Annotated in this window: 25 protein-coding genes and 2 pseudogenes; 3 read left to right on the forward strand and 24 right to left on the reverse strand. The window is 64.3% G+C overall.

Annotated features, from left to right (window positions below):
* Positions 1–497: 497 nt before the first annotated feature.
* A complete protein-coding gene (locus EOC93_RS12715; protein ID WP_095482726.1) occupies positions 498–794 on the reverse strand; it encodes a hypothetical protein in 297 nt (98 codons plus the stop codon).
* Between the two features lie 231 nt (positions 795–1,025).
* On the reverse strand, positions 1,026–1,187 hold the full coding sequence (locus EOC93_RS34075) for a hypothetical protein (RefSeq protein WP_164547162.1): 162 nt from the start codon (positions 1,185–1,187) through the stop codon (positions 1,026–1,028).
* A gap of 223 nt (positions 1,188–1,410) precedes the next feature.
* On the opposite strand from EOC93_RS34075, the gene EOC93_RS12720 reads away from it, so the two are divergent.
* Positions 1,411–2,082, forward strand: coding sequence for a Crp/Fnr family transcriptional regulator (locus tag EOC93_RS12720; RefSeq protein WP_095482857.1), 672 nt, complete (start codon positions 1,411–1,413; stop codon positions 2,080–2,082).
* A gap of 197 nt (positions 2,083–2,279) precedes the next feature.
* On the opposite strand, the gene EOC93_RS12725 is transcribed toward EOC93_RS12720, so the two are convergent.
* The 7 genes and pseudogenes from EOC93_RS12725 to EOC93_RS12760 all read right to left on the reverse strand — a co-directional run bounded on the left by EOC93_RS12725 (position 2,280) and on the right by EOC93_RS12760 (position 7,388).
* Positions 2,280–2,738 (reverse strand): mobile mystery protein A, encoded by a 459-nt coding sequence (locus EOC93_RS12725; protein ID WP_095482728.1) that lies wholly within the window; start codon positions 2,736–2,738, stop codon positions 2,280–2,282.
* Between the two features lie 276 nt (positions 2,739–3,014).
* Positions 3,015–3,116: pseudogene (locus EOC93_RS35560) on the reverse strand (BA14K family protein); the annotation flags it as partial.
* A gap of 290 nt (positions 3,117–3,406) precedes the next feature.
* Positions 3,407–3,556, reverse strand: coding sequence for a hypothetical protein (locus EOC93_RS12740; protein WP_127204769.1), 150 nt, complete (start codon positions 3,554–3,556; stop codon positions 3,407–3,409).
* Between the two features lie 4 nt (positions 3,557–3,560).
* Complete coding sequence (locus EOC93_RS12745; protein ID WP_127204770.1) at positions 3,561–3,890, reverse strand: DUF2934 domain-containing protein; 330 nt, start codon at positions 3,888–3,890, stop codon at positions 3,561–3,563.
* A 122-nt stretch (positions 3,891–4,012) separates the two neighbouring features.
* Positions 4,013–4,663, reverse strand: coding sequence for a BA14K family protein (locus tag EOC93_RS12750; protein WP_095482730.1), 651 nt, complete (start codon positions 4,661–4,663; stop codon positions 4,013–4,015).
* A 158-nt stretch (positions 4,664–4,821) separates the two neighbouring features.
* Positions 4,822–5,949 carry a KamA family radical SAM protein gene (locus EOC93_RS12755; protein ID WP_127204771.1) on the reverse strand — a complete coding sequence of 376 codons (1,128 nt, stop codon included), beginning with the start codon at positions 5,947–5,949 and terminating at the stop codon, positions 4,822–4,824.
* A gap of 134 nt (positions 5,950–6,083) precedes the next feature.
* Entirely contained in the window at positions 6,084–7,388 is a 1,305-nt protein-coding gene (locus tag EOC93_RS12760; RefSeq protein ID WP_127204772.1) for a mechanosensitive ion channel domain-containing protein, read from the reverse strand.
* A gap of 594 nt (positions 7,389–7,982) precedes the next feature.
* Here EOC93_RS12760 and EOC93_RS12765 point away from each other — a divergent pair.
* Positions 7,983–8,414 carry a methyltransferase domain-containing protein gene (locus tag EOC93_RS12765; RefSeq protein ID WP_095482732.1) on the forward strand — a complete coding sequence of 144 codons (432 nt, stop codon included), beginning with the start codon at positions 7,983–7,985 and terminating at the stop codon, positions 8,412–8,414.
* A gap of 69 nt (positions 8,415–8,483) precedes the next feature.
* Here the strand turns inward: EOC93_RS12765 and EOC93_RS12770 are convergent, their stop codons facing one another.
* The gene (locus EOC93_RS12770; RefSeq protein ID WP_127204773.1) at positions 8,484–10,106 is read right to left on the reverse strand and encodes an ABC-F family ATP-binding cassette domain-containing protein; all 1,623 of its coding nucleotides are present in this window, start codon (positions 10,104–10,106) and stop codon (positions 8,484–8,486) included.
* A gap of 221 nt (positions 10,107–10,327) precedes the next feature.
* Here EOC93_RS12770 and EOC93_RS12775 point away from each other — a divergent pair, with 221 nt between their 5' ends.
* The gene (locus tag EOC93_RS12775; RefSeq protein WP_127204774.1) at positions 10,328–10,657 is read left to right on the forward strand and encodes a hypothetical protein; all 330 of its coding nucleotides are present in this window, start codon (positions 10,328–10,330) and stop codon (positions 10,655–10,657) included.
* A 64-nt stretch (positions 10,658–10,721) separates the two neighbouring features.
* On the opposite strand, the gene EOC93_RS34765 is transcribed toward EOC93_RS12775, so the two are convergent.
* From EOC93_RS34765 to EOC93_RS12830, 14 genes and pseudogenes are all read right to left on the reverse strand, one after another.
* Positions 10,722–11,036 carry a hypothetical protein gene (locus EOC93_RS34765; RefSeq protein ID WP_164759125.1) on the reverse strand — a complete coding sequence of 105 codons (315 nt, stop codon included), beginning with the start codon at positions 11,034–11,036 and terminating at the stop codon, positions 10,722–10,724.
* The gene (locus tag EOC93_RS12780) at positions 10,957–12,735 is read right to left on the reverse strand and encodes an amidase (protein WP_164759126.1); all 1,779 of its coding nucleotides are present in this window, start codon (positions 12,733–12,735) and stop codon (positions 10,957–10,959) included. Before EOC93_RS12780 ends, EOC93_RS34765 begins: the two co-directional genes overlap by 80 nt.
* A 100-nt stretch (positions 12,736–12,835) precedes the next feature.
* The gene (locus EOC93_RS34770; protein ID WP_245461447.1) at positions 12,836–13,594 is read right to left on the reverse strand and encodes a WD40 repeat domain-containing protein; all 759 of its coding nucleotides are present in this window, start codon (positions 13,592–13,594) and stop codon (positions 12,836–12,838) included.
* 57 nt (positions 13,595–13,651) lie between these two features.
* Positions 13,652–13,771: pseudogene (locus EOC93_RS35355) on the reverse strand (WD40 repeat domain-containing protein); the annotation flags it as partial.
* 96 nt (positions 13,772–13,867) lie between these two features.
* Positions 13,868–14,308 (reverse strand): hypothetical protein, encoded by a 441-nt coding sequence (locus tag EOC93_RS34780; RefSeq protein WP_245461448.1) that lies wholly within the window; start codon positions 14,306–14,308, stop codon positions 13,868–13,870.
* Positions 14,309–14,425: 117 nt separating this feature from the next.
* Complete coding sequence (locus EOC93_RS12790; RefSeq protein WP_127204775.1) at positions 14,426–15,196, reverse strand: exodeoxyribonuclease III; 771 nt, start codon at positions 15,194–15,196, stop codon at positions 14,426–14,428.
* Between the two features lie 9 nt (positions 15,197–15,205).
* Entirely contained in the window at positions 15,206–15,850 is a 645-nt protein-coding gene (locus EOC93_RS12795) for an alpha/beta fold hydrolase (RefSeq protein ID WP_127204776.1), read from the reverse strand.
* 183 nt (positions 15,851–16,033) lie between these two features.
* Positions 16,034–17,128 (reverse strand): tetratricopeptide repeat protein, encoded by a 1,095-nt coding sequence (locus EOC93_RS12800; protein ID WP_127204777.1) that lies wholly within the window; start codon positions 17,126–17,128, stop codon positions 16,034–16,036.
* A complete protein-coding gene (locus tag EOC93_RS12805) occupies positions 17,125–18,036 on the reverse strand; it encodes a Ku protein (protein ID WP_126105714.1) in 912 nt (303 codons plus the stop codon). Before EOC93_RS12805 ends, EOC93_RS12800 begins: the two co-directional genes overlap by 4 nt.
* Positions 18,037–18,124: 88 nt before the next feature.
* Positions 18,125–20,605 carry a DNA ligase D gene (gene ligD / locus EOC93_RS12810; protein WP_127204778.1) on the reverse strand — a complete coding sequence of 827 codons (2,481 nt, stop codon included), beginning with the start codon at positions 20,603–20,605 and terminating at the stop codon, positions 18,125–18,127.
* 109 nt (positions 20,606–20,714) lie between these two features.
* Positions 20,715–20,939: a hypothetical protein gene (locus tag EOC93_RS12815; RefSeq protein ID WP_126105712.1), complete on the reverse strand. Its 225-nt coding sequence runs from the start codon at positions 20,937–20,939 to the stop codon at positions 20,715–20,717.
* Between the two features lie 197 nt (positions 20,940–21,136).
* Positions 21,137–22,237, reverse strand: coding sequence for a class II histone deacetylase (locus tag EOC93_RS12820; RefSeq protein WP_127204779.1), 1,101 nt, complete (start codon positions 22,235–22,237; stop codon positions 21,137–21,139).
* An 8-nt stretch (positions 22,238–22,245) separates the two neighbouring features.
* Positions 22,246–23,829 (reverse strand): GMC family oxidoreductase N-terminal domain-containing protein, encoded by a 1,584-nt coding sequence (locus EOC93_RS12825; protein WP_127204780.1) that lies wholly within the window; start codon positions 23,827–23,829, stop codon positions 22,246–22,248.
* Between the two features lie 10 nt (positions 23,830–23,839).
* Positions 23,840–24,898, reverse strand: coding sequence for a branched-chain amino acid ABC transporter permease (locus tag EOC93_RS12830; protein ID WP_127204781.1), 1,059 nt, complete (start codon positions 24,896–24,898; stop codon positions 23,840–23,842).

The following is a 24,898-nucleotide window of genomic DNA, read 5'->3' on the forward strand; positions in this document are numbered from 1 at the left end:
CTTGGCGCAGGACGTACTCGCCAATCATGGGTGCCGAGACCGCGGCCCGGATTTCGGATGAAGATCACACGCTGCAGCGGATTGCGGCGGAACTGACAGACACCAACAAAATGTCGTTCGTGGCAGAACGGCCAGACGGCTCGATTGCCGGCTACGCGATGGCTAAGATGAATGAAGCCGGCGACGTCATGCCGCCCATTCCGGCATCCCCAGCATCGCACTCGAAGTGCTCGAGGGAAACGACCGGGCAATGGCCTTTTACCGCAAACATGGTTCGAAGTGGTCGATCGCAGGACCGCGTCGCACGGTACAGAAGGCCATGCATCGTTGATTATGCGCAAACTGCTATCGCGCGCCTAGTCGGAACTCGCGCATCGAACAGTACATCACGTCTTCCGTCCCCAGCGCACCGGCGGCCTCCCCGTTCGCAATCCAAATAGACGTCATTCAGCTGTTTGATTGGCATGTCAGCGTGAGCGAACGCGAGGTCCTGAGCGTCAGAAGCCGACAATGAAGCCGGACTGATTGCGATCAGCACGGTGCCGAGCGTCCTTGGGGTCGCAGGTGTAGTGCCGTTCGAAGGTCCCGTCCGCGCGCCGCTGCTTGTCGAAGCCGCGATGTAAGGCTCGATCGCGCGTGGACCAGCCAAAGGGGATCTCGGCCGAGGCGTAGCCACTGCCGGCGGCCAACCGTTTCGGGATCGAGGCCGAAGCGATCCTAGTGCGCTCGATCGTCGTGCCGGCCGCGCCTGCCTCCGCATGCGCGGCTTCGCAAAGCGCACATGATTTCGTCACGTGAGATGCGGATGTCGCCAAGAACGTCATCGGGTAAACGGCTCAACTGGTCCGTTGCCGACAAGAGAGCTTTTCGCTCGGCGCGGAGGCGTAACCACCTGCGAAATGGACCAATGGCGGCAGCATGAATTATAACCATGATCAGATCGTCCCTTCATTGATCTGAATTGACCGGTACGGAACGGCGCGAACGGCACTCCGGGCGAGAGCGTCAGCCGTCCGCGAGGCAAGTTAGGCGTAGTGGTCGATGGATTGGTTTTGCCGCGGCGTGCCCATACGGCGCGCGGTGGCTGGCCCCGGGCCACGCATGTAATAAAGCTCCGGGCGGTAGCGCGGCGCGACGAATTTGCGAAACCCCGCAGCAAATTTTGTGACGGGAGCCAAGAATTTCATGACTGTTCCCTTTCCCTTCGCCGGCTTGCACACGAGCCGGCGGGCCTGACGTTGCAACAAGGATATGACAGTCGAACCAGGCTCGGCTGTGGGAATTCCCACACCGGGAAAACATTGGCGAAATCCGCTCCCAGTTTGCATCCCGGAAAGCGGGGCCTGCGGCCATCAAATTTCCTTGGATAGGGAGTAAGGTGAAGTACACTTGATTGAACAAGAGACCGTTGTGACAGGCTCTCTGGCCTTCATCTCAAGACTTTGCGATGCCGACCTCGCCGCGCTGACCAAACGGTGGCACGAGCGCAGCTATCGACACAACGAGCTAATCATTTCCCACGGCGACACTGGTCGCGATGTCTTCTTCCTGCTCGAAGGACGGGCTCGCGTGACACTGGTTTCAGCGGACGGCAGGGAGATAGCGTATCGCGATGTCGAACCGGGTGACATTTTCGGGGAGCTCGGAGGCATTGACGGGATTGCACGCTCTGCCAGCGTAGTCGCACTGGAGGCAACCCGCGCTGCACGGCTGTCCGGCACAGCATTCCGGGATATCGTGATGACCCACCCGACTTTTGCCTGGGTGCTGCTTGAGCATCTGTCTGCCCAGCTCCGGCGCATGACCGAGCGGGTATTCGAATACAGCACTCTGGTCGTGCGAAAACGGCTGATCGTCGAGCTCCTGCATCGGGCGGAGAAAGCCGCACTCGTGGACGGCGAGGTGTCCATAAGCCCGGCACCGACGCATTCCGAGCTGGCGGCAACGATGAGCACGCACAGGGAAGCGGTCTCGCGCGAAATGAGCGACCTCGCCAAGAGAGGCCTGATCGAAAAGCGCGGCAGCAGGTTATTGCTGCATGACGTCTCGGCACTACGGGCGCTGGTCGACAAGAAGGAATAGCGAAGGCTGTCGCTGCGGCGGGGGGGCACCGCACGTTTCATACTCCTCGGCCGCAAGTGATTACGGCATGCGGAAGGCTGCAACGCGGAATCGTGCCTGGGTCCTGCGTTCAAGAGTCCGCTTCGCCAAGGAGCCTAAAGGTCCGTTTCTGACAATCCGAGCCTCGAAGCTGCCGAGCTTGACCGCCATGCCTAATGTCACTTGTCCTGCCAGAAATCGAGCGGCATTTCGTACATAAGCTCGCGCATGAGGCGCGATACTTCCCGCTCCGTCCGGCGGTCCGACACGGTCTGGTCCTCCATTGCCATGTGCCTGCCTGCCACGCCGACGATCGCCCTCGCCTTTTTTCGAGCCTGCGCGATGACGACGTTCTCGATGTCATCGGGTGGCTCGAAGGCATAGACGAAGCGGCAGCCCATGGCTTCGGCGGTGGCCTGCATGGACTTCAGCGTGATGCCGCCATTGAGCTCGGCCCGTTCCGCCTGCGCGATGCGGGCGCGCGTCACCCCCATCCGCCGCGCAAGCTGCGCGCCAGACATGCCGAGCGCCTTGCGCACCGTACGGATCCAACCTTCCGGGGGTATATGAATATTGCCGCCCTGGGCGAGATTCACCGTCGCCTGGTACTGCTCCCGAACAGCCTGTTTAACGCTCATTGCAAACTCGTATATTGACGCAATAATCAAATCGTCAATGTATATATATACAGAGAGGCCCGATCTGTCAATACTTATATTGACACTGCTCAGAGCCGAGGAACCCAGGCTTTCAAGAAATCCCCAACAATCTCTGTATATGCCCGACCATCAAACCCCGAAAGCGCCAGCTCTCCTCCTGCATCTCGACATGGGACGGACCGGAGCGGCACCTTTCCTCCGCCTTCCGGAAGGTCCAGCACGTGTTTGAAGACGCGCGAGGCGCCGCTCACACTCGCACTGCCTCCGCGGGCCGCCTGAATAGGGCTGATAGCTGTTGTCTTCCGGGCGATAGGAGCGGTAGCGGCTGAAGAAATATTGCACGTGATCGGGCGGAAGCCAGGCGGCGCCGGCTTCCTGCGACGGAACGTAGCCATCCATTGGCAGCGTGTCGCTCGCCTCGACATAGCTGGCGCCATCGTCGGGAGGCTGTGCGGCGCGGTCGGCGCAGCGCCGGCATCGAGATAGGGCGAGATGCAGGGGCGCTGCTCTCCGCTGCAGGATGTATAGTGGTCGTCGCTTGGCCTGTAGGAGTGGTAGGCTTCGCGACGGCTTGTTACGGGCTGGAATTCAGGTTCCGCCAGGCATGCGGCGCAACTGCCTGGCGGGCACCGGCCACCGGCGCCCCCTCAATGCCTCTTGAAATACTGCACCTCGCGTTCGTGCTTTTCCGCAGCCTCGCGGCTGTCAAACGTCCCGAGATTGCGGCGCTTGCCGGTCTTTTCGTCCTTCTTGCGCGAATAGAGGCGGTATTTTCCGTCTTTGAGTTTTCTGATCATCCTGTCACTCCCCGAGCTGCTGCTTCCCCTTGAGGTTGCGCGCCGCTTGTTCGATAGCCGCCCGGTCGTTGCCCAGCCTGTCGATCAGCTCCTGCGCCTGTTCGCCCGATATGCCGGTGCGTATCGCCAGGGCCTCCACCGTCAACACGTCGGAGCTCGCGACCGCGCGGGTTTCCGGCAAAGCATCGCCTGCCGTCAACGGCAGGGCTGCCTCCCTGTCGATCTCGGCCTCGGCCCGGTGCCAGTGCCGCTCGGGATCGCCATGGATCCGGCCTTCACGTTCCCAGATCTGGTATGCGCGCTCACGAATCTTGTCTTCCCGGTCGTCGCCCATGTTGATTCCTCCTTTGGGTATCGAATGAACGCCGCGCCAACCCGAACGATCCAAGAAATCTGCGTGATCGTTGGGTGGGGTCGCACAAGGCGCCATGCACTGCGGCCGCCAGCCCGCCCTGCCTACTCGCACTGCCTGCGCGGGCCGCCGGAGTAAGGCTGATAGCTGTTGTCTTCCGGCCGATAGGAGCGGTAGCGGCTGAAGCAATATTGCACGTGGTCGGGCGGAAGCCAGGCGGCGCCGGCTTCCTGCGACGGAACGTAGCCATCCATTGGCAACGTGTCGCTCGCTTCGACATAGCTGGCGCCATCGTCGGGAGGCTGTGCGGTGCGGTCGGCAGCGCCCGCATCGAGATAGGGCGAGATGCAGGGGCGCTGCTCTCCGCTGTAGGACGTGTAGTGGTCGTCGCTTGGCCTGTAGGAGCGGTAGCGGCTTGCGCACCATTCTGCATGGCCGGCAGGCACCGCCTGCTGCTCGCCCGTCTGCTGCTCGTCCGCTTGCGGCTGGATAGAGCCGGTAACGATGGGCGCCGAAGCCGCGGCATCGGCAGGTTTCGAGCTGTGATCAACTGGGCGGGCGGGAAGACGCTCAAGACGCTGCGAAGCAGGGTCTACCTTCCGCGGTTCCTTCGGCCACAGTTCGGCGACGCTCGAGGTCGGGGCGGCTTGCCGCACCGGCTCGGCGGCAAGAATCCAGACAGCGAAGGCCAACCCGCTGGCGAAAACCGCAAGCGTCAGTACGAAGCCACCAAGTACCGCCGATAGAGCTTTCACCCTGCGCTCCTTTGCCCCTCATCTCTAAAATGCGAGGGCATTGGATCCGGTTCCAACCAGGCGCAACGGCAGGAGCTTCCGCGCTCAGGGGAAACCCTCTCCGTCTCGGCTTCGCCGAGACACCTCTCCCCGCTTTACGGGGCGAGGAACCCAAGCTTTCAAAGATCGCCGACAATCTCCATGTACGCCCTCACCTCCCCATCCTGCCCGCGAATCCGCCAGCTCTCACCGTCCTGCGCCTCGACATAGGACGGGCCAAGCGGCACCTTGCCTCCGCCATCCGGCAGGTCCAGCACATAGACGGGGTTGCAGATGCCCGACAGGCGCGCGCGCAAGGCGCTGGCCAGCGCCTGGCCCTCGGCGATCGTCGTGCGCCGATGCGCCATGCCGCGCGCGAGATCGCCGTGGTGCAGGTAATAGGGCTTGACGCCGAGGCGGTACATCAGCTCCCGGCACAGCTCCTCCAGCACCTCGACCGTGTCATTGACGCCTTTCAGCAGAACGCTCTGGTTGAGCAGCACGAAGCCAGCCTGCCGCAACGTGCGGCAGGCCTGCTCGGCGGCATCAGTGATTTCACGCGCGTGGTTGAAATGGGTGACGACGGTGACCATCAGCCGGCCCTGCAGAGAGCGAACCAGCCCTGGCGTGACACGCGAGGGCAGAGCGACGGGCACGCGCGTGTGGATGCGTAAGAGCCGCACATGCGGAACCGCCTCGATGCGGGCGTGAATTTCGGCCAGCGCCTTGTCCGGCAGCGACAGCGGGTCGCCGCCGGTCAGGATCACCTCGCGGATTTCGGGATGGGCCTCGATATAGGCGAAGGCCGGCTCCAGCGCCTCGCGCGTATAACCACGGCCGATCGAGGTCAGCGACTCCTTACGAAAGCAGAACCGGCAATAGACCGCGCATTGATAGGTCGGGAACAAAAGAACCCGGTCGGCATGGCGATGCGTCAATCGCGGCACCGGACTGAAGGCATGGTCGGCGATCGGATCGTCGAGCTCGCCTTCCTGCTCGGCCAGTTCTTCGGGCGACGGGATGACCTGCGCCCGGATGGGATCGGCGGGGTCGCTCCAGTCGATCAGGTCGAGATAGGCTTTTGGGATGCGTACCTTGTGGCGGGTGGCCGCGGCTTGGGCCGCCGCGCGCTCGGCTGGCGACAGTGGCAGCGAATCCAGATCGCGCACATGCCGCACGCCCGCGCGAACATCGTCCTGCCACGCGGCGTCGTCATCGGCCGGCATGCCGGCTGCATCCATGCTGGCGTCGGCGAGATGTGAGGTCATCGAGGGGCTCCTTGAATTCGGGGCTGGATACAGCATTGGAGCCGAGGCTTGAAGGGAATAAGCGGCGTTGCGATGGCACGGACGAAAAGGCCGCTCTCAGCTTCGGCGCCGCGACCCTGCTGCACCCTGCCCCATCAGCGCCCGCGTGATGTCCCAACGCGCCCGTCCGGCTTCATGATGATCTCGCGATGCGGATAGGGGATGTCTATGCCGTTTTCCCTAAAGGTGTCCCACAGCGCCAGCAGCACCCTTCCGCGCACGTTGGTCAGGCCTTGTTGAGGATCGTGGATCCAGAAGCGCAGGACGAAATTGAGCGAGGAGTCGCCGAAGTCCGTGAGCCAGCAGACCGGCCGCCGGCCCGCTTCGACCCGGCCGACGCTCGTGGCGGCCGCTATCGCCAGTTCACTGACCTTATGCGGGTCGGCGTCGTAAGAGACCCCGAAATTGACGTCGAGCCGCACAAGGTTATCGCTGAACGACCAGTTGATGACCCTTTGAGTGATGAAGTCTTCGTTCGGGATCAGGTATTCGCGGCCGTCGCGCGTCACCACCGAGACAAATCGCGCCCGCAATTCGCGTACCCAGCCGAAGGTGCCTTCGAGCGAAATGGTGTCGCCCGGCTTGATCGACTTGTCGAGAAGGATGATCATGCCGGAGACGAAATTTGAAACGACCTTTTGCAGCCCGAAAGCCAGGCCGACGCCGACGGCGCCGGAGAATATCGTCAGAGCCGTCAGGTCGAGACCGACGGAAGACAGGGCGATGACACCCGCGACCAGCACAAGGCCGACCTTTGCGACCTTGCCGACGAGGACGCGGATCGAGGGTGTCAGCTCTTCGGAGATCCGGACGCGCTCATCGATATATTTGCCGACGACCACCGCAAGCCAAACCGTGGCGATCAGCAGCAGCGCCGCTTTCAGCACCATGAGCGCCGAAAGGCGAACCGCGCCCAAAGGTATTGCGAGGCTGTCCAGGAAAGCCGCGGTGTCGTCATCGATGCCCAGGATGACGAGGGCCGCATAGATCCAGGTGAGCCAGGCGAGAGCCCGCGCGACAAAGCGGTTGCGGATGATGCGCGACAGCACCGACGCGAACAGCCACGCGAGGGATAGCGAGAGCGCGATAGTGATGAAATGGCTCCGGCTTGGCCAGGTGACGGCGCGCATGAGAAAGAGCGCGGCAAGCAGGAAGACCGTGAACAGGATCCAGTCGGTGCGCCGCAGCAGGGCAACCACAACCCTCAACAGTCCGGGATGGCCCTTTATCTGGCGTGCCCGGTTCTCCACGAGCGGTTCGATGCGCTGGGCCGCGAGCTTCGCGACGAGGAAGAGCACGACGATGATGGCAGCCTGATAGAAGAACCACGGCGTGACGGCGTAGTCGAACCATCCGCTGGCCCAGGCCAGCGATTCATCGATGGCGTTGCGAAAATCCATTCCCACACGACCGTTATGGACTGGCGAACAGCAACTCGCCATCCACAATGTCGCCGGCCTCCTGAATGGTCAAGCCGACCACCAAGACGCCTTCCAGGCCTCCGCTCTGCGCATCAGCCCTGCAAGTCCGGCGGCTCCTGCCAAAGCGTTCGGGACAGTCAGGTATAGCCGCTGCCATAGGTGTGGATGTCTCGGGCGTCAGTTCGGCACCCGGTTCGAGCGCACGGCCGATCAGAAACAACCGCTGGAAATCGCTAACTCATAACATTAGCTTGCGCTTACATTAGCTTGAGCGTATGTATCTAAATTGGCCGGTGATCTACCCCCCAACCGGTTAGGCTCGGCGCCAGTCCCCCCCTCAGGCCAACGACGCCGGGCCGCTCCGGGCTTGGTCCGGGAAGCCCTGCTTTAAGTGCCCCCCACTGTTCCTGTCGCGGCAGTTGAGAAAGTCGACCGATCGTCGGCCTTTTCGATATCGATCAAGGGCCTCGCCCACCGGCGGTGAACACATCGACGATGTCCCCTCAGGTGTCGGCCTTCCCGTCGCCAGCCATGGTCGCTAATCTCGGCTCAGGGAAAGGCTGGAGAAGAGGAATGGCGAACGACTTGTCGCCAAGGCTTTTGGCGATCGTCGATGCGCTGCCTTTGCGGCAGGGCATGCGGGTGCTCGAGATCGGCTGCGGACCGGGTGCCGCGGCGCGCGAGATCGCACGCCGGATTGGCGACGGCCACGTGCTGGCGATCGACCGCTCGGCCAAAGCCATCGCGCAGGCCAGGGCCGCCTCGCGCGCCGAGATTGCAGCGGGCCGGCTGAGCCTTCGTCAGGTCGCTATCGAGGACTTCAACCTAGAGGCGGACGAGAAGCCCTTCGACATTGCCGTTGCGGTGCGCGTCGGCGCACTGGACGGGCGTCATCCCGAGGCAGGAAAAATCGCCCTGCAACGGCTTGAGGCCGCGTTGACGGCGCAAGGCCGGCTGTTCATCGACGGCGGCGATCCGCTGCGCGAAATTGTGATACGCGGCTGAGCAGCCGGTGGCTTTCTCTCCGGAATCGAGGGTTTGAGTGACGGTGAGCGGCAGCGTCGGGCCTGCGCCTCAGCTCCTCAGCCCCGGCGCTTCCTGCCCGGTGCGCTCGACATATTCCGTATAGCCGCCGCCATAGGTTTGAATGCCCTCGGGCGTCAGTTCCAGCACCCGGTTCGACAGCGCTGCCAGGAAATGCCGGTCGTGCGAGACGAACAGCATGGTGCCCTCATACTGCGAGAGCGCCGTGATCAGCATTTCTTTGGTGGCGATGTCGAGGTGGTTGGTCGGCTCGTCCAGCACCAGAAGGTTGGGCGGGTCGAACAGCATCAAGGCCATCACCAGCCGCGCCTTCTCGCCACCCGACAGCACCCGGCATTTCTTCTCGATCTCGTCACCGGAAAAGCCGAAGCAGCCGGCAAGCGCCCTGAGCGGCGCCTGGCCGGCCTGCGGAAACGCGTCCTCCAGCGTCTGGAACACGGTGCGTTCGCCCTCCAGCACTTCCATGGCGTGCTGGGCGAAATAGCCCATCTTGACGCTGGGCCCGCGCGCCACCGTGCCATTGTCCGGCTCGGAAGCACCGGCCACCAGCTTCAAGAGCGTCGACTTGCCGGCGCCGTTGATGCCCATCACGCACCAGCGCTCGCGGCGGCGCACCTGGAAATCCAGCCCCTCATAGATCGAGCGACTGCCATAGCTTTTGTGGATGTTCTTCAACGTCACCACGTCCTCGCCGCAGCGCGGCGCCGGCTGGAAATCGAACGACACCTTCTGGCGGCGCTTGGGCGGCTCGACGCGGTCGATCTTCTCCAGCTTCTTCACCCGGCTCTGCACCTGGGCGGCATGCGAAGCGCGCGCCTTGAAACGCTCGATGAAGGCGATCTCCTTGGCCAGCATCGCCTGCTGGCGCTCGAACTGCGCCTGCTGCTGCCGGTCGGCGATCGCCCGCTGCTGCTGGTAGAATTCGTAATTGCCGGAGTAAGCGGTCAGCGAGCCGCCATCGATCTCCACCACCTTGTTGACGATGCGGTTCATGAACTCGCGGTCGTGCGAGGTCATCAGCAGCGCGCCGTCGTAACCTTTCAAAAACTGCTCCAGCCAGATCAGGCTTTCCAGGTCGAGATGGTTGCTCGGCTCGTCGAGTAGCATGGCGTCGGGCCGCATCAGCAGGATCCTGGCCAGCGCCACGCGCATCTTCCAGCCGCCGGAAAGTTTTCCGACGTCACCGTCCATCATCTCCTGGCTGAAGCCGAGGCCGTCCAGCACCTCGCGGGCGCGGCCATCCAGAGCATAGCCGTCGAGCTCCTCGAACCGCGCCTGCAGGTCGCCATAGCGGGCGATGATCTCGTCCATCTCGTCGGCCCGCTCCGGGTCGCCCATGGCGGCCTCGAGCTCACGCATCTCGGCCGCCACTTCGCTCACCGGCCCGGCGCCGTCCATCACTTCGGCAACCGCACTGCGGCCTTCCATGTCGCCAACATCCTGGCTGAAATAGCCGATGGTGACGCCGCGATCGACCGATACCTGGCCCTCGTCGGGCTGTTCCTCGCCGTTGATCATACGAAACAACGTCGTCTTGCCGGCGCCGTTGGGGCCGACCAGCCCGACCTTCTCGCCCTTCTGCAGGGAGGCAGAGGCTTCGATGAAGACGATCTGCCGGCCGTTCTGCTTGCTGATGCTTTCCAGTCGAATCATACTTTTCACGCGTGCCCAAGGGATTTTCCCTGGCCCAATACGCGATAGGCCGCGCCTGCGGAAGCCCGCAAATCAATGGGAATACGTCGCCAGATAGATGCCGGCCAGATAGATGCCGGAACGATCCGCTGAGCGTTCAGATCGAGTTCGAACTGAATTAGCGGAACCTTGGATACCGCCGGCAGTTTAGAAAGATAGGCTCAAACCGAAAGGAGGATGAGATGAAAACCCTAACTGCTATTTTGCTCGCCACCTCTATGATCGGCCTGAGCGCCGGCACGGCAAGCGCCACCTGCCATGACACGACCGCATCGATCGAAGCTCAATCAGGCATCGCAAAAGACGCAACGCGTGCGCCCCTCGAAACCGACGCGAATACCGGCAACAGGGTAGAGGGCGGCCCGGCCAATAAGGACGCCAACACCATGCCGCTTGCCAACCAGGAAGCCGGTGGGGATAAAAACCTTGCCACTTCGCAGCAGGATGTCGAGGCGCAGCAGGAGGGCGAAAAGACGGCAGCGGCCAAAGCCGACCCCTGCAAGCCGGATTGACGCGGATTGAAAGACTGGCCGCAGACGCTGCGCTGGATGCCGTGGCACCAGCCGAAGCGCGATGTTACCCAATCCCTCCCGTCACCGCATAGGCGCCGGCGATCCGTCCGTCCTCAAGACGCACGACGGCGGTGACGATTGAGCCGTACGAGCCGCGCCAGACGCTGTGGATCGCCTGGTGCGTGGCAGCCGGTACGACCGCACGCCCGGTGAAGCGCGCGCCGGTCCGCTGCATGGCGACAGGCTCGCCGTTGACATGGATTTTCACGCTGGTCTCGGCTCCGGCCTCGCCATGCACATCAAGCGTGATTGTTATCTCGTCCTGGCCACCCGCATGCCGCGCCTCGGCGGCAAGCGTGATGGTCAGGCGGCACATCATTGGTCGTGATGTCGCCATGCCGGGCGGCAAAGACATCGTCGGCCAATTCCGGCGTGCGCGGCGGGCGGGTGCGGCGCAGGCCGAAACGCTCGAAGTCGCCGGCCAGCCGAAGCAGCTTCGTATCCTCATAGGCCTTGCCGGCGAAGGTCAGCCCGACCGGCATGCCGATATCGGCCATCGTGCCCATCGGCACGGTGACGGTCGGAATGCCGAGATGGCGCGGCACGAGATTGCCGTTGGCGACCCAGGTGCCGTTTCGCCAGGCCAGCGCTGCGGACGCCTCGTTGACATCCGCGTCGGCCGGCCCGACGTCGGCGACGGCGGGAAACACCACGGCGTCGAGCCCTTGCGCGTCAAGCCAGTCTTCGAAATCGATCCGCCGCGTCGTCTCAAGGCCCTTCAGGCCGGCCTCCAGCTCGGGAATGGCCTCGAACGGTGTGACGCCGCGCTTGGCTCGCTCGACATATTCCGCCAGATCGAAGCTGTCCTCGTAACGATCCGGCAGCGTGCCCGGCGGTTGCGGAAAGATATTTGGGCCGTGGACCGAGGCGAGATCGGGGATGGCAGGGTCGGCATTGGCGCGCAGGAAATCGTCCCAGGCGAAGACGCACAGGTCCCAGATTTCGCGCTCGGCGAATTCTTCCGGAACCAGCCCGCGATCGACCATGTTCCTCGTGCCCGGCCGGTCGCGCTCGTAATTCGAGACAACGGGAAAATTGACCTCCACCACATCGGCGCCGAGCCGTCGCAAATCCGCTGCCGCCTGCTCCCACAGCTCCAACACCGACGCGCGGGTCTGGATCGGAACGTCAGCCTCGGTGTCGCAGCCGATATACATGCGGGGCACTCCGAGCCGCATGCCCTGCAGCGCCCCCTCCAGCCTGAGCCCGGTGTAGCGCGGTGGCCGTACATCCGAGCTCTTCGGCAGCGTTACCCAGGGCTGCGCGCGCCAGAAATCGCCTCTCGTGTCGGGGTCGTTGGCGACGATCACGTCGAGCAATTCCAGCATATCGGCAACGCTGCGCGTATGCGGCACCACCACGTCCATCGTCGGCACCAGCGGCCAGTTGCCACGCACGGAAATGACGCCACGCGACGGCGTGTAGGCGACCAGCGCGTTGTTCGACGCCGGCGCCCGCCCGGAGGACCATGTCTCCTCGCCCAGCCCGAAGGCGGCGAAGCTGGCGGCGGTCGCGGTGCCGGAGCCGTTCGACGATCCAGAGGCGAAGGCGGCGGTCAGCCAGTCGGCATTGTAGGGGCTTTCCGCCCGGCCATAGACGCCGCGCTGCATGCCGCCATTGGCCATCGGCGGCATGTTGGTCAGCCCGATCAGCACCGCGCCGCCGGCCCTCAGTCTTCCGATGGTAAAGGCGTCCTCGTTGGCGGTGAGGTGCTCGAAAGCGGGCGAGCCGGCGGCCACCGACAAGCCCGCCGCCTTATAGCTGTCCTTGGCGGTGTAGGGGATGCCGTCCAGCGGCCCGAGCGTCGCGCCGTCCCGGCGGCGCCGGTCGGACGCGGCCGCCTCTTGGAACATCTTTGGATTGAGCACGGGAACGGCGTTGAGGGTGATGCCATGCCGGTCGTAACGCGCAATTCTGCGCAGGCAGGCGCCGACCAGCTCGACGCTGGTGACGGTGCCGGCCTCCAGCGCCCGCCGCAACTGTTCGATCGACGCCTCGACGAAGTGGAGATTCGTCATGTTCGGTCCCTCCACCCTGCGCGACGATGGGGCCTTGGGCCGATTTTGTACAGGTCGCGTTTGCCCTCGAAACTAATCTGCGCGGAGGAGCTTACGGCGATCACTCCGGCGCGCCCGGAAACAGCACCACCCCATCGCCGCCGCCGGCAGGCCAGTCCCGGATGGTGCGGTCGTAGCCGCCGGTCAGCACCGTGCCGTCGGCGGCGAACGCCACCGCGTAGATCGGGCCGGAGCGGCTGTCGAACAGGGCGGTCTCGTTGCCGGTTTCCATGTCCCACAGCCGTGCCGATCCGTCGAGCGAGCCGGAGAGCAGCCGCTTGCCGTCGGCCGACAGCGCCAGCGCATAGACCGTGCCCGAATGGCCCTCGAGGCGGCGGACTTCGCGGCCGGTGTCGAGATCCCATCGCTTGATCGTATAGTCGCCGCTGCCGGTGATCAGATGGCGCCCGTCGGCCATGAACACGACGCCATAGGGGCCACGCTCATGCCCGTGCCAGCTGCGCAGCTGCTTGCCGGCGTCGATGTCCCATAACTTCAGCGTGCCCTCGATGCTGCCGCTGATCGCGCGTGTGCCGTCCGGCGAGACGGCGAGCCCGCTGATAGACCAGTCATGCCCCGGCATCACATGCAGCACCGAGCCTTTCTCGATATCCCAGACGATGACCCTGCCGGTGTCGTGCCCGCTGACGGCACGTTTGCCGTCGGGGCTGATCGCGAGCTTGTTGACGCCACCGTTCTGGCCTGACGAGAACACATGCAGCACCGCTCCATCGGAGAGCTGGCGCAGCACGATCTCGCCATCGTCGCCGGCCGTCAGCGCCCGCGCCCCATCGGGCAGGAAAAGCGCTGTCCGCGCCATGTCCTTGTGGACGCCGAGAGTGCGGATCAGGCGCTTGCCGTCGATATCCCAGAGCTTGATCGTGCGGTCGGTGCTGGCGCTCAGGATCGAGTGCCCGTCAGGCGCAACTGCCAGCCAGACGACGGGCTCGCGGTGGCCATCCGCCTGCGTCGGCTGCGGCGGCGGAGCCTGGGGCAGCGGCGCAACAGTCTGCGGTGGCGGGGCTGGAGCAGCCTCCGGCGGTGAGGCGGGTGGGGCAAGCGCGACCTCGGATGGCGAGGCAGGAGCCGGCGGCTATACCGGTTCCGCGCTGGCGACGTCTTCGCCCTTCGGCGTGCTCGGCGCGGGTTGCTCGGCGGTCAGGCTTTTGCCGGCGTCCTGTGGCTGTCGCAACCAGGGGCCGAGTTGGTCGGCCACCAAAGCGAGTACGGCAAGGAACGGAATGACGACGAAGATCTTCCGCAGGCGTGATCGTCCGGCGGGTTGCGTTTCGGCACCCCTGCCGAACAGCGGCACCTTCGGATCTTGCGTCGATCGGCCCGGCAACAGGCCGGCCCAGAACAGCAGGGCTGCAAGGGCTGAGAAAACGCCCGCCGCCCCGACCAAAGCCAGGCGCACGGACGCGAAGCCTTCGCCGGCGCCCTCGCCGCCCAGCGCGAAATACACACGTGTGAAGCAGAGCAAGCCGATCGCCAGCAGCAGCACCGCAAGCAGCCTGTCGACAAACCTGTTCATCGGGCTCCCCTCGGGCCGCTATCCGCTTCGCCCGCAATGATGCCGGTCAGCGCCGGGCTTGTCGATGTCCTTCTGATAGTAGCCAATCTCCCCCACAGGGAGATTGGCTCTCCGCCCTCACCGCAACTCCACCCACACCGGCGCGTGGTCGCTGGCGCCGGTCTCGCCGCGCACGTCGCGGTCGATCCCTGCCCCGGTCAGCCCGCGCACCAGCTTTTTGCTGAGCAATATATGGTCCAGCCGCAGGCCGGCGTCGCGCGGCCAGCGGTTGCGGCGATAATCCCAGAATGTGTAGAGCGTCTCCTTCGGGTGCTTCTTGCGCAGCGCGTCGGTCCAGCCCTGGTCGAGGAGTGCTCCGAAGGCGGCGCGGCTTTCCGGCTGCACCAGCGCGTTATCGTCATAGGAGCGGGTCGGGTAGATGTCGCGCGGCTCGGGCACGATGTTGTAGTCGCCGGCCAGCACCACCGGCAGCCCGGTGTCGAACAATTCCGCCGCATGCGCGTTCAGGCGCTCGTGCCAGGCGAGCTTGTACTGGAATTTCGGACCGGGCTGCGGGTTGCCGTTTGGCGCATAGAGGCAGGCGACGACGATGCCGTTGACCGCCGCCTCGATGTAGCGGGCCTGCTGGTCGCTCTCGTCGCCGGGCAGCACCTCGCGGGTCAGAATGGGTTCTGAACCCCGCGCGAGTATGGCGACGCCGTTCCAGGTCGGCTGCCCCACCCACACCGCGCCATAGCCGGCCGCGGCGAGTGCTGTGCGCGGAAACTGCATGTCCCTCGCCTTGAGCTCCTGCAGGCAGACGACATCAGGCTTGGCGACAGTCAACCAGGCCAGCAGGTTTTGCAGCCGGCTGTTGATGTTGTTGATGTTGAAGGTGGCGATCTTCATCGGCCTGCTTCAGCGCACGATGCGCTCGGCCCACGCCTTCACCGCATCAGCGAGTGTCTTCAAATGATCGGCGGTGGAGAAGCCGGAGATGCTCTTGCGCGGCTTGAGGTCGTGGTCTCCGTCTTCCAGCCAGAGCATCTCGATGCGGTCGGAAAGATCGTAGGTCGCGACCTCGTCCGGCGTTCCGAACTCGTCGCGTGTGCCTTGGCAGATTAGTGTTGGCGTCTTCAGCCCTGCGAGATGTTTTGTCCGCAACTGCGTCGGCTTGGCCGGCGGATGGAAAGGGTAGCCCAGGCAGAGCAGCCCGGCGATCTTGCCTTCGGCGAACGTTTCGTCGGCGATCATCGAGGCGACGCGTCCGCCCATCGACTTGCCGCCGATGATGAGCGGCCCCTTCACGCCCTTCGCCCTGAGGTCGGCGATCGCCTTGATGTATTCGGGATTCACCGTCTCGGCGCGCGGCGGCGGCTTGCGGTGGCCGTAGCGGCGGGCGGCCATGTAGTGGAATTCAAAGCGCGCGACGCGGAAGCCGGCTGCGGCAAGTGCTTTGGCTGTCGCAGCCATCGAAGCCGAATCCATCGGCGCCCCGGCACCGTGGGCGAGCAGGATGGTGAGGGGGGCGGTTTCGGGGCCGTCGAAGAGGAAGGTGGTCATTGGAACTCCAACGTTGACGACCCCTTCTCCCCTTGTGGGAGAAGGTGGCCGAGCGAAGCTCGGTCGGATGAGGGGTGTTGGACGGAATACCAACGTCTCATTTCTACCAGCACCCCTCATCCGTCTCGGCGCCAATGCGCCGATCCACCTTCTCCCACAAGGGGAGAAGGGAGCGCCATCGCCTCACCCCGCCGATTTCTGCGCCAGCTGCAAATCGACGAACTGTATCCCCTTGGCCGCCATGCGTGCCCATTCGGAGCTGGCGTCGAGCTCAAGGTAGCGCGACCAGTTCCGCCGTGCCTCGGCAAGGTTGCCGGCGTCGAACTCCAGCCGGGCAAGATTAAACACCGCATCGGCATAATTGGCATCGAGCGCGATCGCCTTTTGCAGATGCCGGCGCGCGGAGGCCTCGCGGCTTTGGTCGCTCATCAGCCCGGCCAAATTGAACCATGCCTCGACAAAACCGGGATCACATTTGATGGCGCGGGCATAGTCATGCGCCGCCTCGGCTGCGCGTCCAACGGCGCGCAGGCAGTTGGCGCGGTTGAAGGCGGCAATCGCATCGCTCGGGTCGATGGCTAGGCAGCGCTGGTAGAGTGCCGCCGCCTGCTCGTGGTGTTCGGCCTCTTCCGCGGCTTCGGCGTCGGCGAACAATTCTTCCAGCGTGTCGTCATCCGGCGACCCCAGATCGAACAGCAGCTGGCCGTCCAGTTCACTCTGGCCGCCCTCGAGATAGATCGCGTCTGCGCGCCCATGCTGCGAGCCGACATTGAGTGACTTGGCGGTGAGCGAGGCGACCGGGCCGGAGCGGTGCACGGAGCGCGCGATCGCCCCCCACGAAGCGCCGCCAGCAACCAGCCCGGCATATTTGCGGGCGAGGATCAGGTCGCGGAAGGAATAGGGTTCGCCATCATGCTCGAAGGCGTCGAAAAGCGATAACAGGTCAAGGTCGGATGCGGCCAGCCGCGACTGATCGAGAAGCGACTGCCGCGACAGGGCCGAGGCCTCCGGCGCCTTCATCAGCCCGAGCAGGCGCAAAAAGCCGTTCTCGCTGATCAGCTTACGGCCGGCCGCGCGCTCGGCCGCGACGCGGCGCTCGATCTCGGCATCCCCGGCCTTGGCGAGATAAATGCGTCCGAACACCACATGGCTGGTGCGCCTGTTGACGCCGCGTCGCAACTGGCCCTGCTGGCGCGCGACCTCACGCGCGGCCAGCCGAAGCGGAAACGCCGCCAGCGCGCCGACGACGCCGAAGATGCCGCCGGCGGGGACCCTCACGCCTTGCTCTTGCCGACGGCCTTCAGCAGATTGGCCTTCAGCGGATTTTCCTTGGCAGCACCGCCTGCTGCCGCCTTCTTGGCCGCGGGCTTCGCCGCCTCATCGGCCTTGCTCTTCGACTTGGCGGGCGGCTTGGCCGATTGCGACAGGCTCGCCTTCAGCGCATCCATCAGATTGATGACATTGCCGCGTTCGGGCGCAGCCGCGATGATCGGCTTGTGGCCCTTGAGCTTCTCGCGGATCATCGCCATCAGCGCGATCTCGTAGCGGTCCTCGTAATTCTTCGGATCGAAGGTGGTTTCCTTCTGCTTGATCAGCGCTTCGGCCAACTGCAGCATTTCCGGGTCTGGCTTGCCGGCCGGGATGTTGCCGAAATATTCAGCCGTGCCGCGCACTTCGTTGGGATTCCTGAGCGTGCAGACGAACATGCCGTTCTCGCGCGCGCCGATCGTCACCACGCGTTCACGGCTCGATAGCACCAGCCGCGCGATCGCCAGCTTGCCGGATTGGCGCATCGCTTCGCGAAGCACGGCGAAGGTTTCCTCGGCCATCGCGCCATCGGGTGCCAGATAATAGGGCGCGTCCTGATAGATCACGTCGACTTCGCCCTCGTCGACAAAGGCCTCGATGTTCATCGTATGATTGGATTCGATGCGCACCGCGTCGAGGTCGGTATCATCGATGATGATGTACTGCTTGTCCTCGTACTCGTAGCCCTTGACGAGGTCCGAGCGCTCGACCAGCCCGAGCTCGGGATCGACCGGCTTCATGTTGATGCGGTTGTGGGTCTTCTTGTGCAACTGGTTGAAGCTGATGCGCTCGCTCGCGCTCGTCGCCGGATAGAGCCGGACCGGACAGCTGACGAGGCTGAGCTTGAGGTAACCTTTCCAACTTGCCCTGGGCGCCATGAGTTTCTCCTACGCGGCCGTGCACTGTCGAACTTTTGCAGCGCTTCGTCCAAAGGACGAACGGCGCTGCGCAAAACCTACATCCCACCTACAATACCGGCAAATCCCTAGCGAAATCTTCCATGTCGGCCCAGGGATCGCCGGAGCTGGCCAGAAGGCCCGGCAGCGAAGAATAATTCAAATCTTCCGGAGCGTCGATGGATTCCAGATCGGACCAGCTCACCGGCGTCGAGGCCGGCAGGTTTGTGCGGGCGCGCAGCGAGTAAGGTGCCGCCGAGGTGTGGCCGCGCGCATTGCGGTGGTAGTCTATGAAGATGCGCCGCTTGCGGTTGTCCTTGCCCATGGTGGTGGTGAACGTGTCGGGCGCGGAGGCGGCCACCGCCGAAGAAATGGCGCTGGTCGCCTGGTGTAGCTTCTTCCAGTTCTGTTTCTGCGTCACCGGCACTGATATGTGGATGCCCTTGCCGCCAGAGGTTTTGGCGAACGGCACCAGCCCCATCGCCTCCAGCTCGCCCTTGATATGCACTGCCGCCTCGACCACCTCGCGCCAGGCGATGCCCTCGCCGGGGTCGAGGTCGAAAACGATCAGGTCGGGCTTGTCGAGCCGCGTGCGGTGGGTGCCCCAGGTATGGAACTCGACGACGCCGAACTGCGCCAGCGCCAGATAGCCCTTGGCGCCCTCGACCGACAGATAGGACTTGGTCTCGCCCTCGGAATTGGTCGCCTCGAATGTGACGACCGAAGGCGGCATGCCGGTGAAGGCATGGCGCTGGAAGAAACAGTCCTGCGGCTTGCCGGTCGGGCAGCGCACCAGCGACACCGGGCGGCCGAGAATATGCGGCAGCATGAAGTCGCCGACCAGCGCGTAGTAGACGGCAATATCGAGCTTGGTCGGTCCGGTCTTGCCGAACAGCCGCCGCGTCGGATTGGTCACCCAGATCGTGGCGAGGTCGGCCTCAGCGATCAGCCGCTTGCGCTTGGCCGAAACCGGCGTCGACAGGCCGACATCCCTGAGCCCGCGGAACACGCCGTGGCGCAGCGCATTGTCTGCTGTGCGGTTGGCATAGTGGATGCGGGCCGAGAGCAGCGGCCGCACCCAGTTCATCTCGCGCATGATCTCGCGCGGAACCCCTTCGGGCGCCGACGCGCCGGCGCGCAGCGGCTCCAGCCGGGCCAGCAATTCGCCTGCTGTCGCGGCATCGAAGCCGGTGCCGACCTTGCCGCGATAGTGCAATTCGCCGTCCTCGAATTCGGCCATGCCTAGCGCCGCCAGCCCCTCGGCCGCGTCGGAGGTGGTGTAGCCGGCGATGACGAAGTCGTCGGACTTGAGCGCCTTGGTCTTGGTCCAGGTCTTGGTGCGGCCGCTCTGGTACGTTGCCGTGGCGCGCTTCGAGACGACGCCTTCCAGCCCCAGTTCGGAGGCCTGGTCATAGAGCCCCTGCCCGTCGCCTTCGACATGATCGCTGAACTGGATGGCGGAGTTGGCGCCCAAGCCGGACAGCAATTGCGACAGCAGCGCCTTGCGCCTGATGAGCGGCGCTTTTCTCAGGTCCCAGCCGTCGAGATACAACAGGTCGAAGGCATAGAAGTGCAGCTTGTTGCCGGCACCCTCGGCCAGCGCATCCTGCAAAAGGGCAAAGCGGCTGATGCCCTTGGCGTCGAGCACGACGATCTCGCCGTCGATAACAGCATCGCGGCAGGGCAGTCTGGCGAAGGCATGCGGCAGGTCGCCATAGCGCTTGGTCCAGTCGAGGCCCCCGCGGGTGATCAGCTCGACCACGCCGTCGGCCAGATGCGCCATGGTACGATAGCCGTCGAACTTGATCTCGTGCAGCCAGGTTTCGCGCGTTTTTTCCGCGGGGTGTTCACTGCCGGGAGGCTTCGGAACCTGCGTCGCCAGCTGCGGCTCGATGCGGGCGGGCGCCTGCGCTTTGATCGCGCCCGGCAAAGCGCCGGGCTTCAGCACGACCGGTTTCGCGGGCCTCGCGGCAGGCCGCGGCGTTGCCACCAGCTCCTCGATGCGGCGGCCGGATTTGACGCTTTCCGGCCGGGCTTCCAGTATGTCGAGCTTGGCGTCGGCGGCGAGATCACGCTCCTTGAACAGCAGCCAGTTCTTTTTGCCCTCATCCTCGCCGGGCTTCGGTTTCAGCCGCGCCAGCATCCAACCGCCATTCAGTTTCTCGCCGGCCAGCCGGAACTTGAAGGAACCGGTGCGCAAACTCTTTTCGACGTCGTCCATCGGCGCCCAGATGCCGGTGTCCCAGACGATCATCGGCCCGCCGCCATATTCGCCCTCGGGAATGACGCCTTCGAAGTCGATATATTCGAGCGGATGGTCCTCGGTCTCGACCGCGAGCCTTTTGTCGGCTGGGTTGAGCGACGGGCCGCGAGGCACCGCCCAGCTCTTCAGCACATCGCCGACCTGCAGGCGAAGGTCGTAGTGGTCGGCGGTGGCGTGATGTTTGTGGACGACGAAGCGATTGCCTTCTCCGGCAACCAGACCGCCGACGGGTTCCGGCGTCTTGCTGAATTCGCGCTTGGCGCGATAGGCCTTGAGTTTTGGGGTCATGTCCGCATGCCAGGCGGGATGCGTCGGCTACGCAAAAACAAGGACTTGACCCACATCGCTTGAATCATTTTGTCAGCATGCGGCGGGCCGATGTCGTGCCTCACACAGCTCAATCGTCGGCGGCCGGCGTCAATTCGAGCTCGGCCGGCGACAGACCCTGCTGGAGCTGGCTCAGCCGGAATTCGTCGACCCAGTAGGCCTCGCCGTCAACGAGGACACGCGCCTTGTACGCGCCGGCGGAAAAGCTCTGTGCGGTGATATAGACCTTGTGGCGGTCGAGCGCCTTGCGCACCGCGGCGCGCTTGGATTTCTGGCTGGTGACGGAACTGGCCATAACTCGCTCACACACGCTGCCGCAGGAAAAACACGGCTGGTATAAGGATGGCCGAGACCGGCTGTCGTGTCAATTTGGGATGATCAGGCCAACTTTTTCGCCCAGCCAGCCTGGGAGCGTCAGCTTTCGAAGCCGCTGCCGCATGACATTGGGCAAGCTGCGCCGGGGCGAGAGCCACCCGGCACTACTCACATCCACTATCCGATACCGCCCACCAATTCCTCCGCCCTGGCTATGACGGCCGCCTGATGCGGCTGCAGGGGCTGGCCGGCGTAGCCTTCGAAGACCGGCAGGAAAGGATCATCGATATCAGTCCTGATGCCGGACAATTGCTCCATCACCGCCAGGCCGCAATAGGGCACGTAGGAAGCCGAATAGCCGCCTTCATGCGACATCATCAGCCGCCCGCCGCAGAGATCGTCCGCCGCCTGCATCAGCAGCCGCGTCATCTCGCGGTAGCTGCCGCTATGCAGCATCATGCGTCCCAGCGGATCGGCCGCCGATGCATCAAAGCCCGATGGCACGACGATGAGATCGGGCTTGTAGCGACTGAGCGCCGGCAGCACGATGCGTTCGAATACCGACATGTAGGCGCCGTGACCACATCCGGCCGGCAGCGGCACGTTGATGTTGTAGCCTTCGCCCCTGCCCTCGCCGCGTTCCCTATGAAAGCCGCTATCAGGCGGATAGAGCCCGTCCTGGTGGATCGAGATCGTCAGCACCGACGGGTCCGCATAGAACGCCGCCTGGGTGCCGTTGCCGTGATGCACGTCCCAGTCGACGGTGGCTACCCGCTCAAAGCCGTGTTTGGCCCGGTTCTTCAGGATGGCGACCGGAACATTGCCGAACAGGCAAAAGCCCAGGCCTTGCGCGCGCTCGGCATGATGACCGGGCGGCCGCACCAGCGCGTAGCCATTGTCGATATCGCCGCTCAGCACCGCATCCATCACCGCAGCGGTGCCGCCAGCCGCCAGGCAGGCGATCTCGTAACTGCCGTGACCGAAGGGGGTGAGATAGCTCGCATCGCCGCCGCGCTCGTCGCTGAGCGTCTTGATGCGGCGGATGTAGTCGCGATCGTGAAACAGCGCCAGATCATCCTCGCTCACCGCAACGGAGGCGATCTTCGACAGCTTTTCGGTGAGGCCTGAAACCTCCATGAGGTTGCGGAACCGGCGTTTGGTCGCGGCATTCTCGGCATGCTCGCCCGGTTCGATGGTCAGGCTCGGCTGAAAGAACTGCGCGGCGTTCCCAGTCTCGTGCCAGAGATAGAGTTCATGGAAGTTCCAACCCGTCGCCATGTTGTTTCTTATCCTCCCAGGATCATCGATGCGGCGCGTTCGGCGATCATGATCGTCGGCGCGTTGGTGTTGCCCGAAACCATCTTTGGAAAGACTGAAGCGTCGGCGATGCAAAGCCCGTCCAGCCCATGCACCTTCATCGACGCGGGATCGACGACGGCCATGGCGTCGGTGCCCATGCGGCAGGTGCTGGTCGGGTGATAGAGCGTCGTGCAGTGACCACGAATGTACTCGGCGATCTCGGCATCGCTTTCGCATTCGGCGCTTGGCGTGATTTCGCCGACCAGCATTTCTTTGAGCGGCGACTGCGCCGCGATCCGGCGGCTGATGCGAATGCCCTCTACCAGCGTGGCGATATCCGATCCGTCCTCGTCGCTGGCGAAGTAACGCGGGTCGATCGCCGGATATTCGATGGGATTGGCCGAGCGCAGGCGGATCTCGCCGCGGCTGTCAGGCCGCTGCAGCGTGGTGTGCAGTGTGATGCCGGGCTTCGACGAGAGGAAGCGCACATAGTCGCGATGCGGGCTGATGGCGCCGTAAAGCTGCAGGTCCGGTTCGACATCCGGTCGGCTCCTGACGAAGCCGCCGGCCGCCACCCAGGGCGAGGAGCGCGGGCCGCTGCGCGAGGTCTGCCACTCCGCAAAATCGCGCTGCAGCGTCTCGTCGGTCCAGGCGCCGACGCCGATCTTGTCCTTTGTGTAGAAGGTAATCGGAATGTTGATATGGTCCTGCAGATCCTTGCCGACGCCCGGCAGATCGTGGAGGGGATCAACGCCGACGCTCCTGAGTTCGTCGGCCGGGCCGATGCCGGAAAGCAGCATCAGCTGGCAGCTGCCGATCGAGCCTGACGACAGCACCACCTCGCTGTCGGCAAAGGCAGTCTCCGGCACGCCGTTGACCAGATAGCGGATGCCTTTGACCCGGCCCTTCTCGACGATCAGGCCCGTCGCCAGCACCCCGGTCTTCACGGTGAGGTTTGGGCGTTGCCGCGCCGGGCGCAGATAGGCCTTGCCGGTACCCCAGCGTTCGCCGTTCTTGATGGTGAACTGGAAGAGTCCGACGCCTTCCTGCTCGACGCCGTTGAAATCGCGATTGTGCTGGTAGCCGGCGGCCTTGCAGGCCTCGATCCAGGCGAGCTCGTTGAGATCGACATGTCCGACATTGCCGATATGCAGCGGCCCGTTGGCGCCGTGCAGCGGATCGTTGCCAAGCTCGGCATTGCTTTCGCTGGCCTTGAACACCGGCAGCACGTCTTCCCAGGCCCAGCCGGGGCAGCCCATAGCGGCCCAGCCATCATAGTCGGACGGCAGGCCGCGAATATAGATCATCGCGTTCAGCGCACCGGAACCGCCGATCATCTTGCCGCGCGGCCAGAACACCCGCCTGCCGCGGCAGCCGGCCTGCGGCTCGGTGTAATAGCCCCAGTCGACGGCGGTGTTGAACATGGTCGGCCAGTCCGACGGCACGTCCGAGGCGAGCGGCGCCTCGCGCCCTGCCTCCAGCAAAAGCACCTTGCGGGCAGGATCGGCGCTGAGCCGGTTTGCCAGCACACAGCCGGCCGAGCCGGCACCCACTATGATCGTGTCGAACATCGTCGGTCTCTCATTTTCCGGCCGCAGCCGGGCTTTGCACAATGTTGCTGCCCGTTGGGCCGGTGCGCTTGCGCGCCAGCCAGCGGACAAGATCGCCGAAGCGGCCGACCAGCCCCTTCGGCATCAGCACCACCGACAGCGCGATGATCAGGCCGAGGCCGAGCGTGCGGAATTCGCCGCTCTCGCGCATCAGCTCGTCGGCCAGGACCAGCACCACGGTGCCGACCAGCGGCCCCCAGAACGTGCCGACGCCGCCGACCACGACGATGGCGATGATGAACATCAGCTGCGACATCGACAGCACGCCGGGGCCGATCGCCTGGAAATGCGCGGCATAGAAACCGCCGGCCAGCCCGGTGAAGAAGGCGGAAATCCCGAAGACCAGAAGCTGCGCCTGGAAGCGGTTGACGCCACGCGCCACCGCATAGCCGGGGTTATCCTTCAGCGCCCGGAAGGCCAGCCCAATCGGGCTTTTGACGATCGCGTAGGTGAAGACCATGGTCACCGCGAAAAGCACGGCGATGATGGCATAGTTGCCGACCAGCCACTGCGCTCTCAGCAAGGCCCTGGTGCCGAGATCGCCGAAGCGGGCAAAGCCGACGGCGCCGCCGGTGAACTGGCGGCAGACGGAGCCGACCATGACGAAGCACTCGGTGTCGGTGACGATCAGCAGATACATCGTCTGGGCAATCGCCAGCGTCAGCAGCGCGACATAGACGCCGGTCAGCCGCAGGCAGGCGAGGCCGACGACGAGCGAGAACAGCACCGCGCCGAGCGCGCCGGGCACAAGGGCCGCCCACACATTCCAGCCGAAATAGAAGCAGAGCATCGCGGTCGCGTAGCCGCCGAAGGCGAAGATCGCCATTTGCGCCAGCGAGAAGATGCCGGAGAAGCCGAACAAAAGGTTCCACTGCGATGCGATCGTTGCATAAAACAGCGCCAGCACGATTTGGCCGAGGATGTAGCGGCTGTCGATCATGAAGGGCAACGCAATCGCCGCAGCGATCAGAACCAGGCTGATGGCAAGATCGGTTTTGGCAGACCGCGACATGGATCTGGTGTCTGTCAT

This window comes from Mesorhizobium sp. M6A.T.Ce.TU.002.03.1.1, assembly GCF_003997275.1.
Lineage (GTDB): Bacteria > Pseudomonadota > Alphaproteobacteria > Rhizobiales > Rhizobiaceae > Mesorhizobium > Mesorhizobium mediterraneum.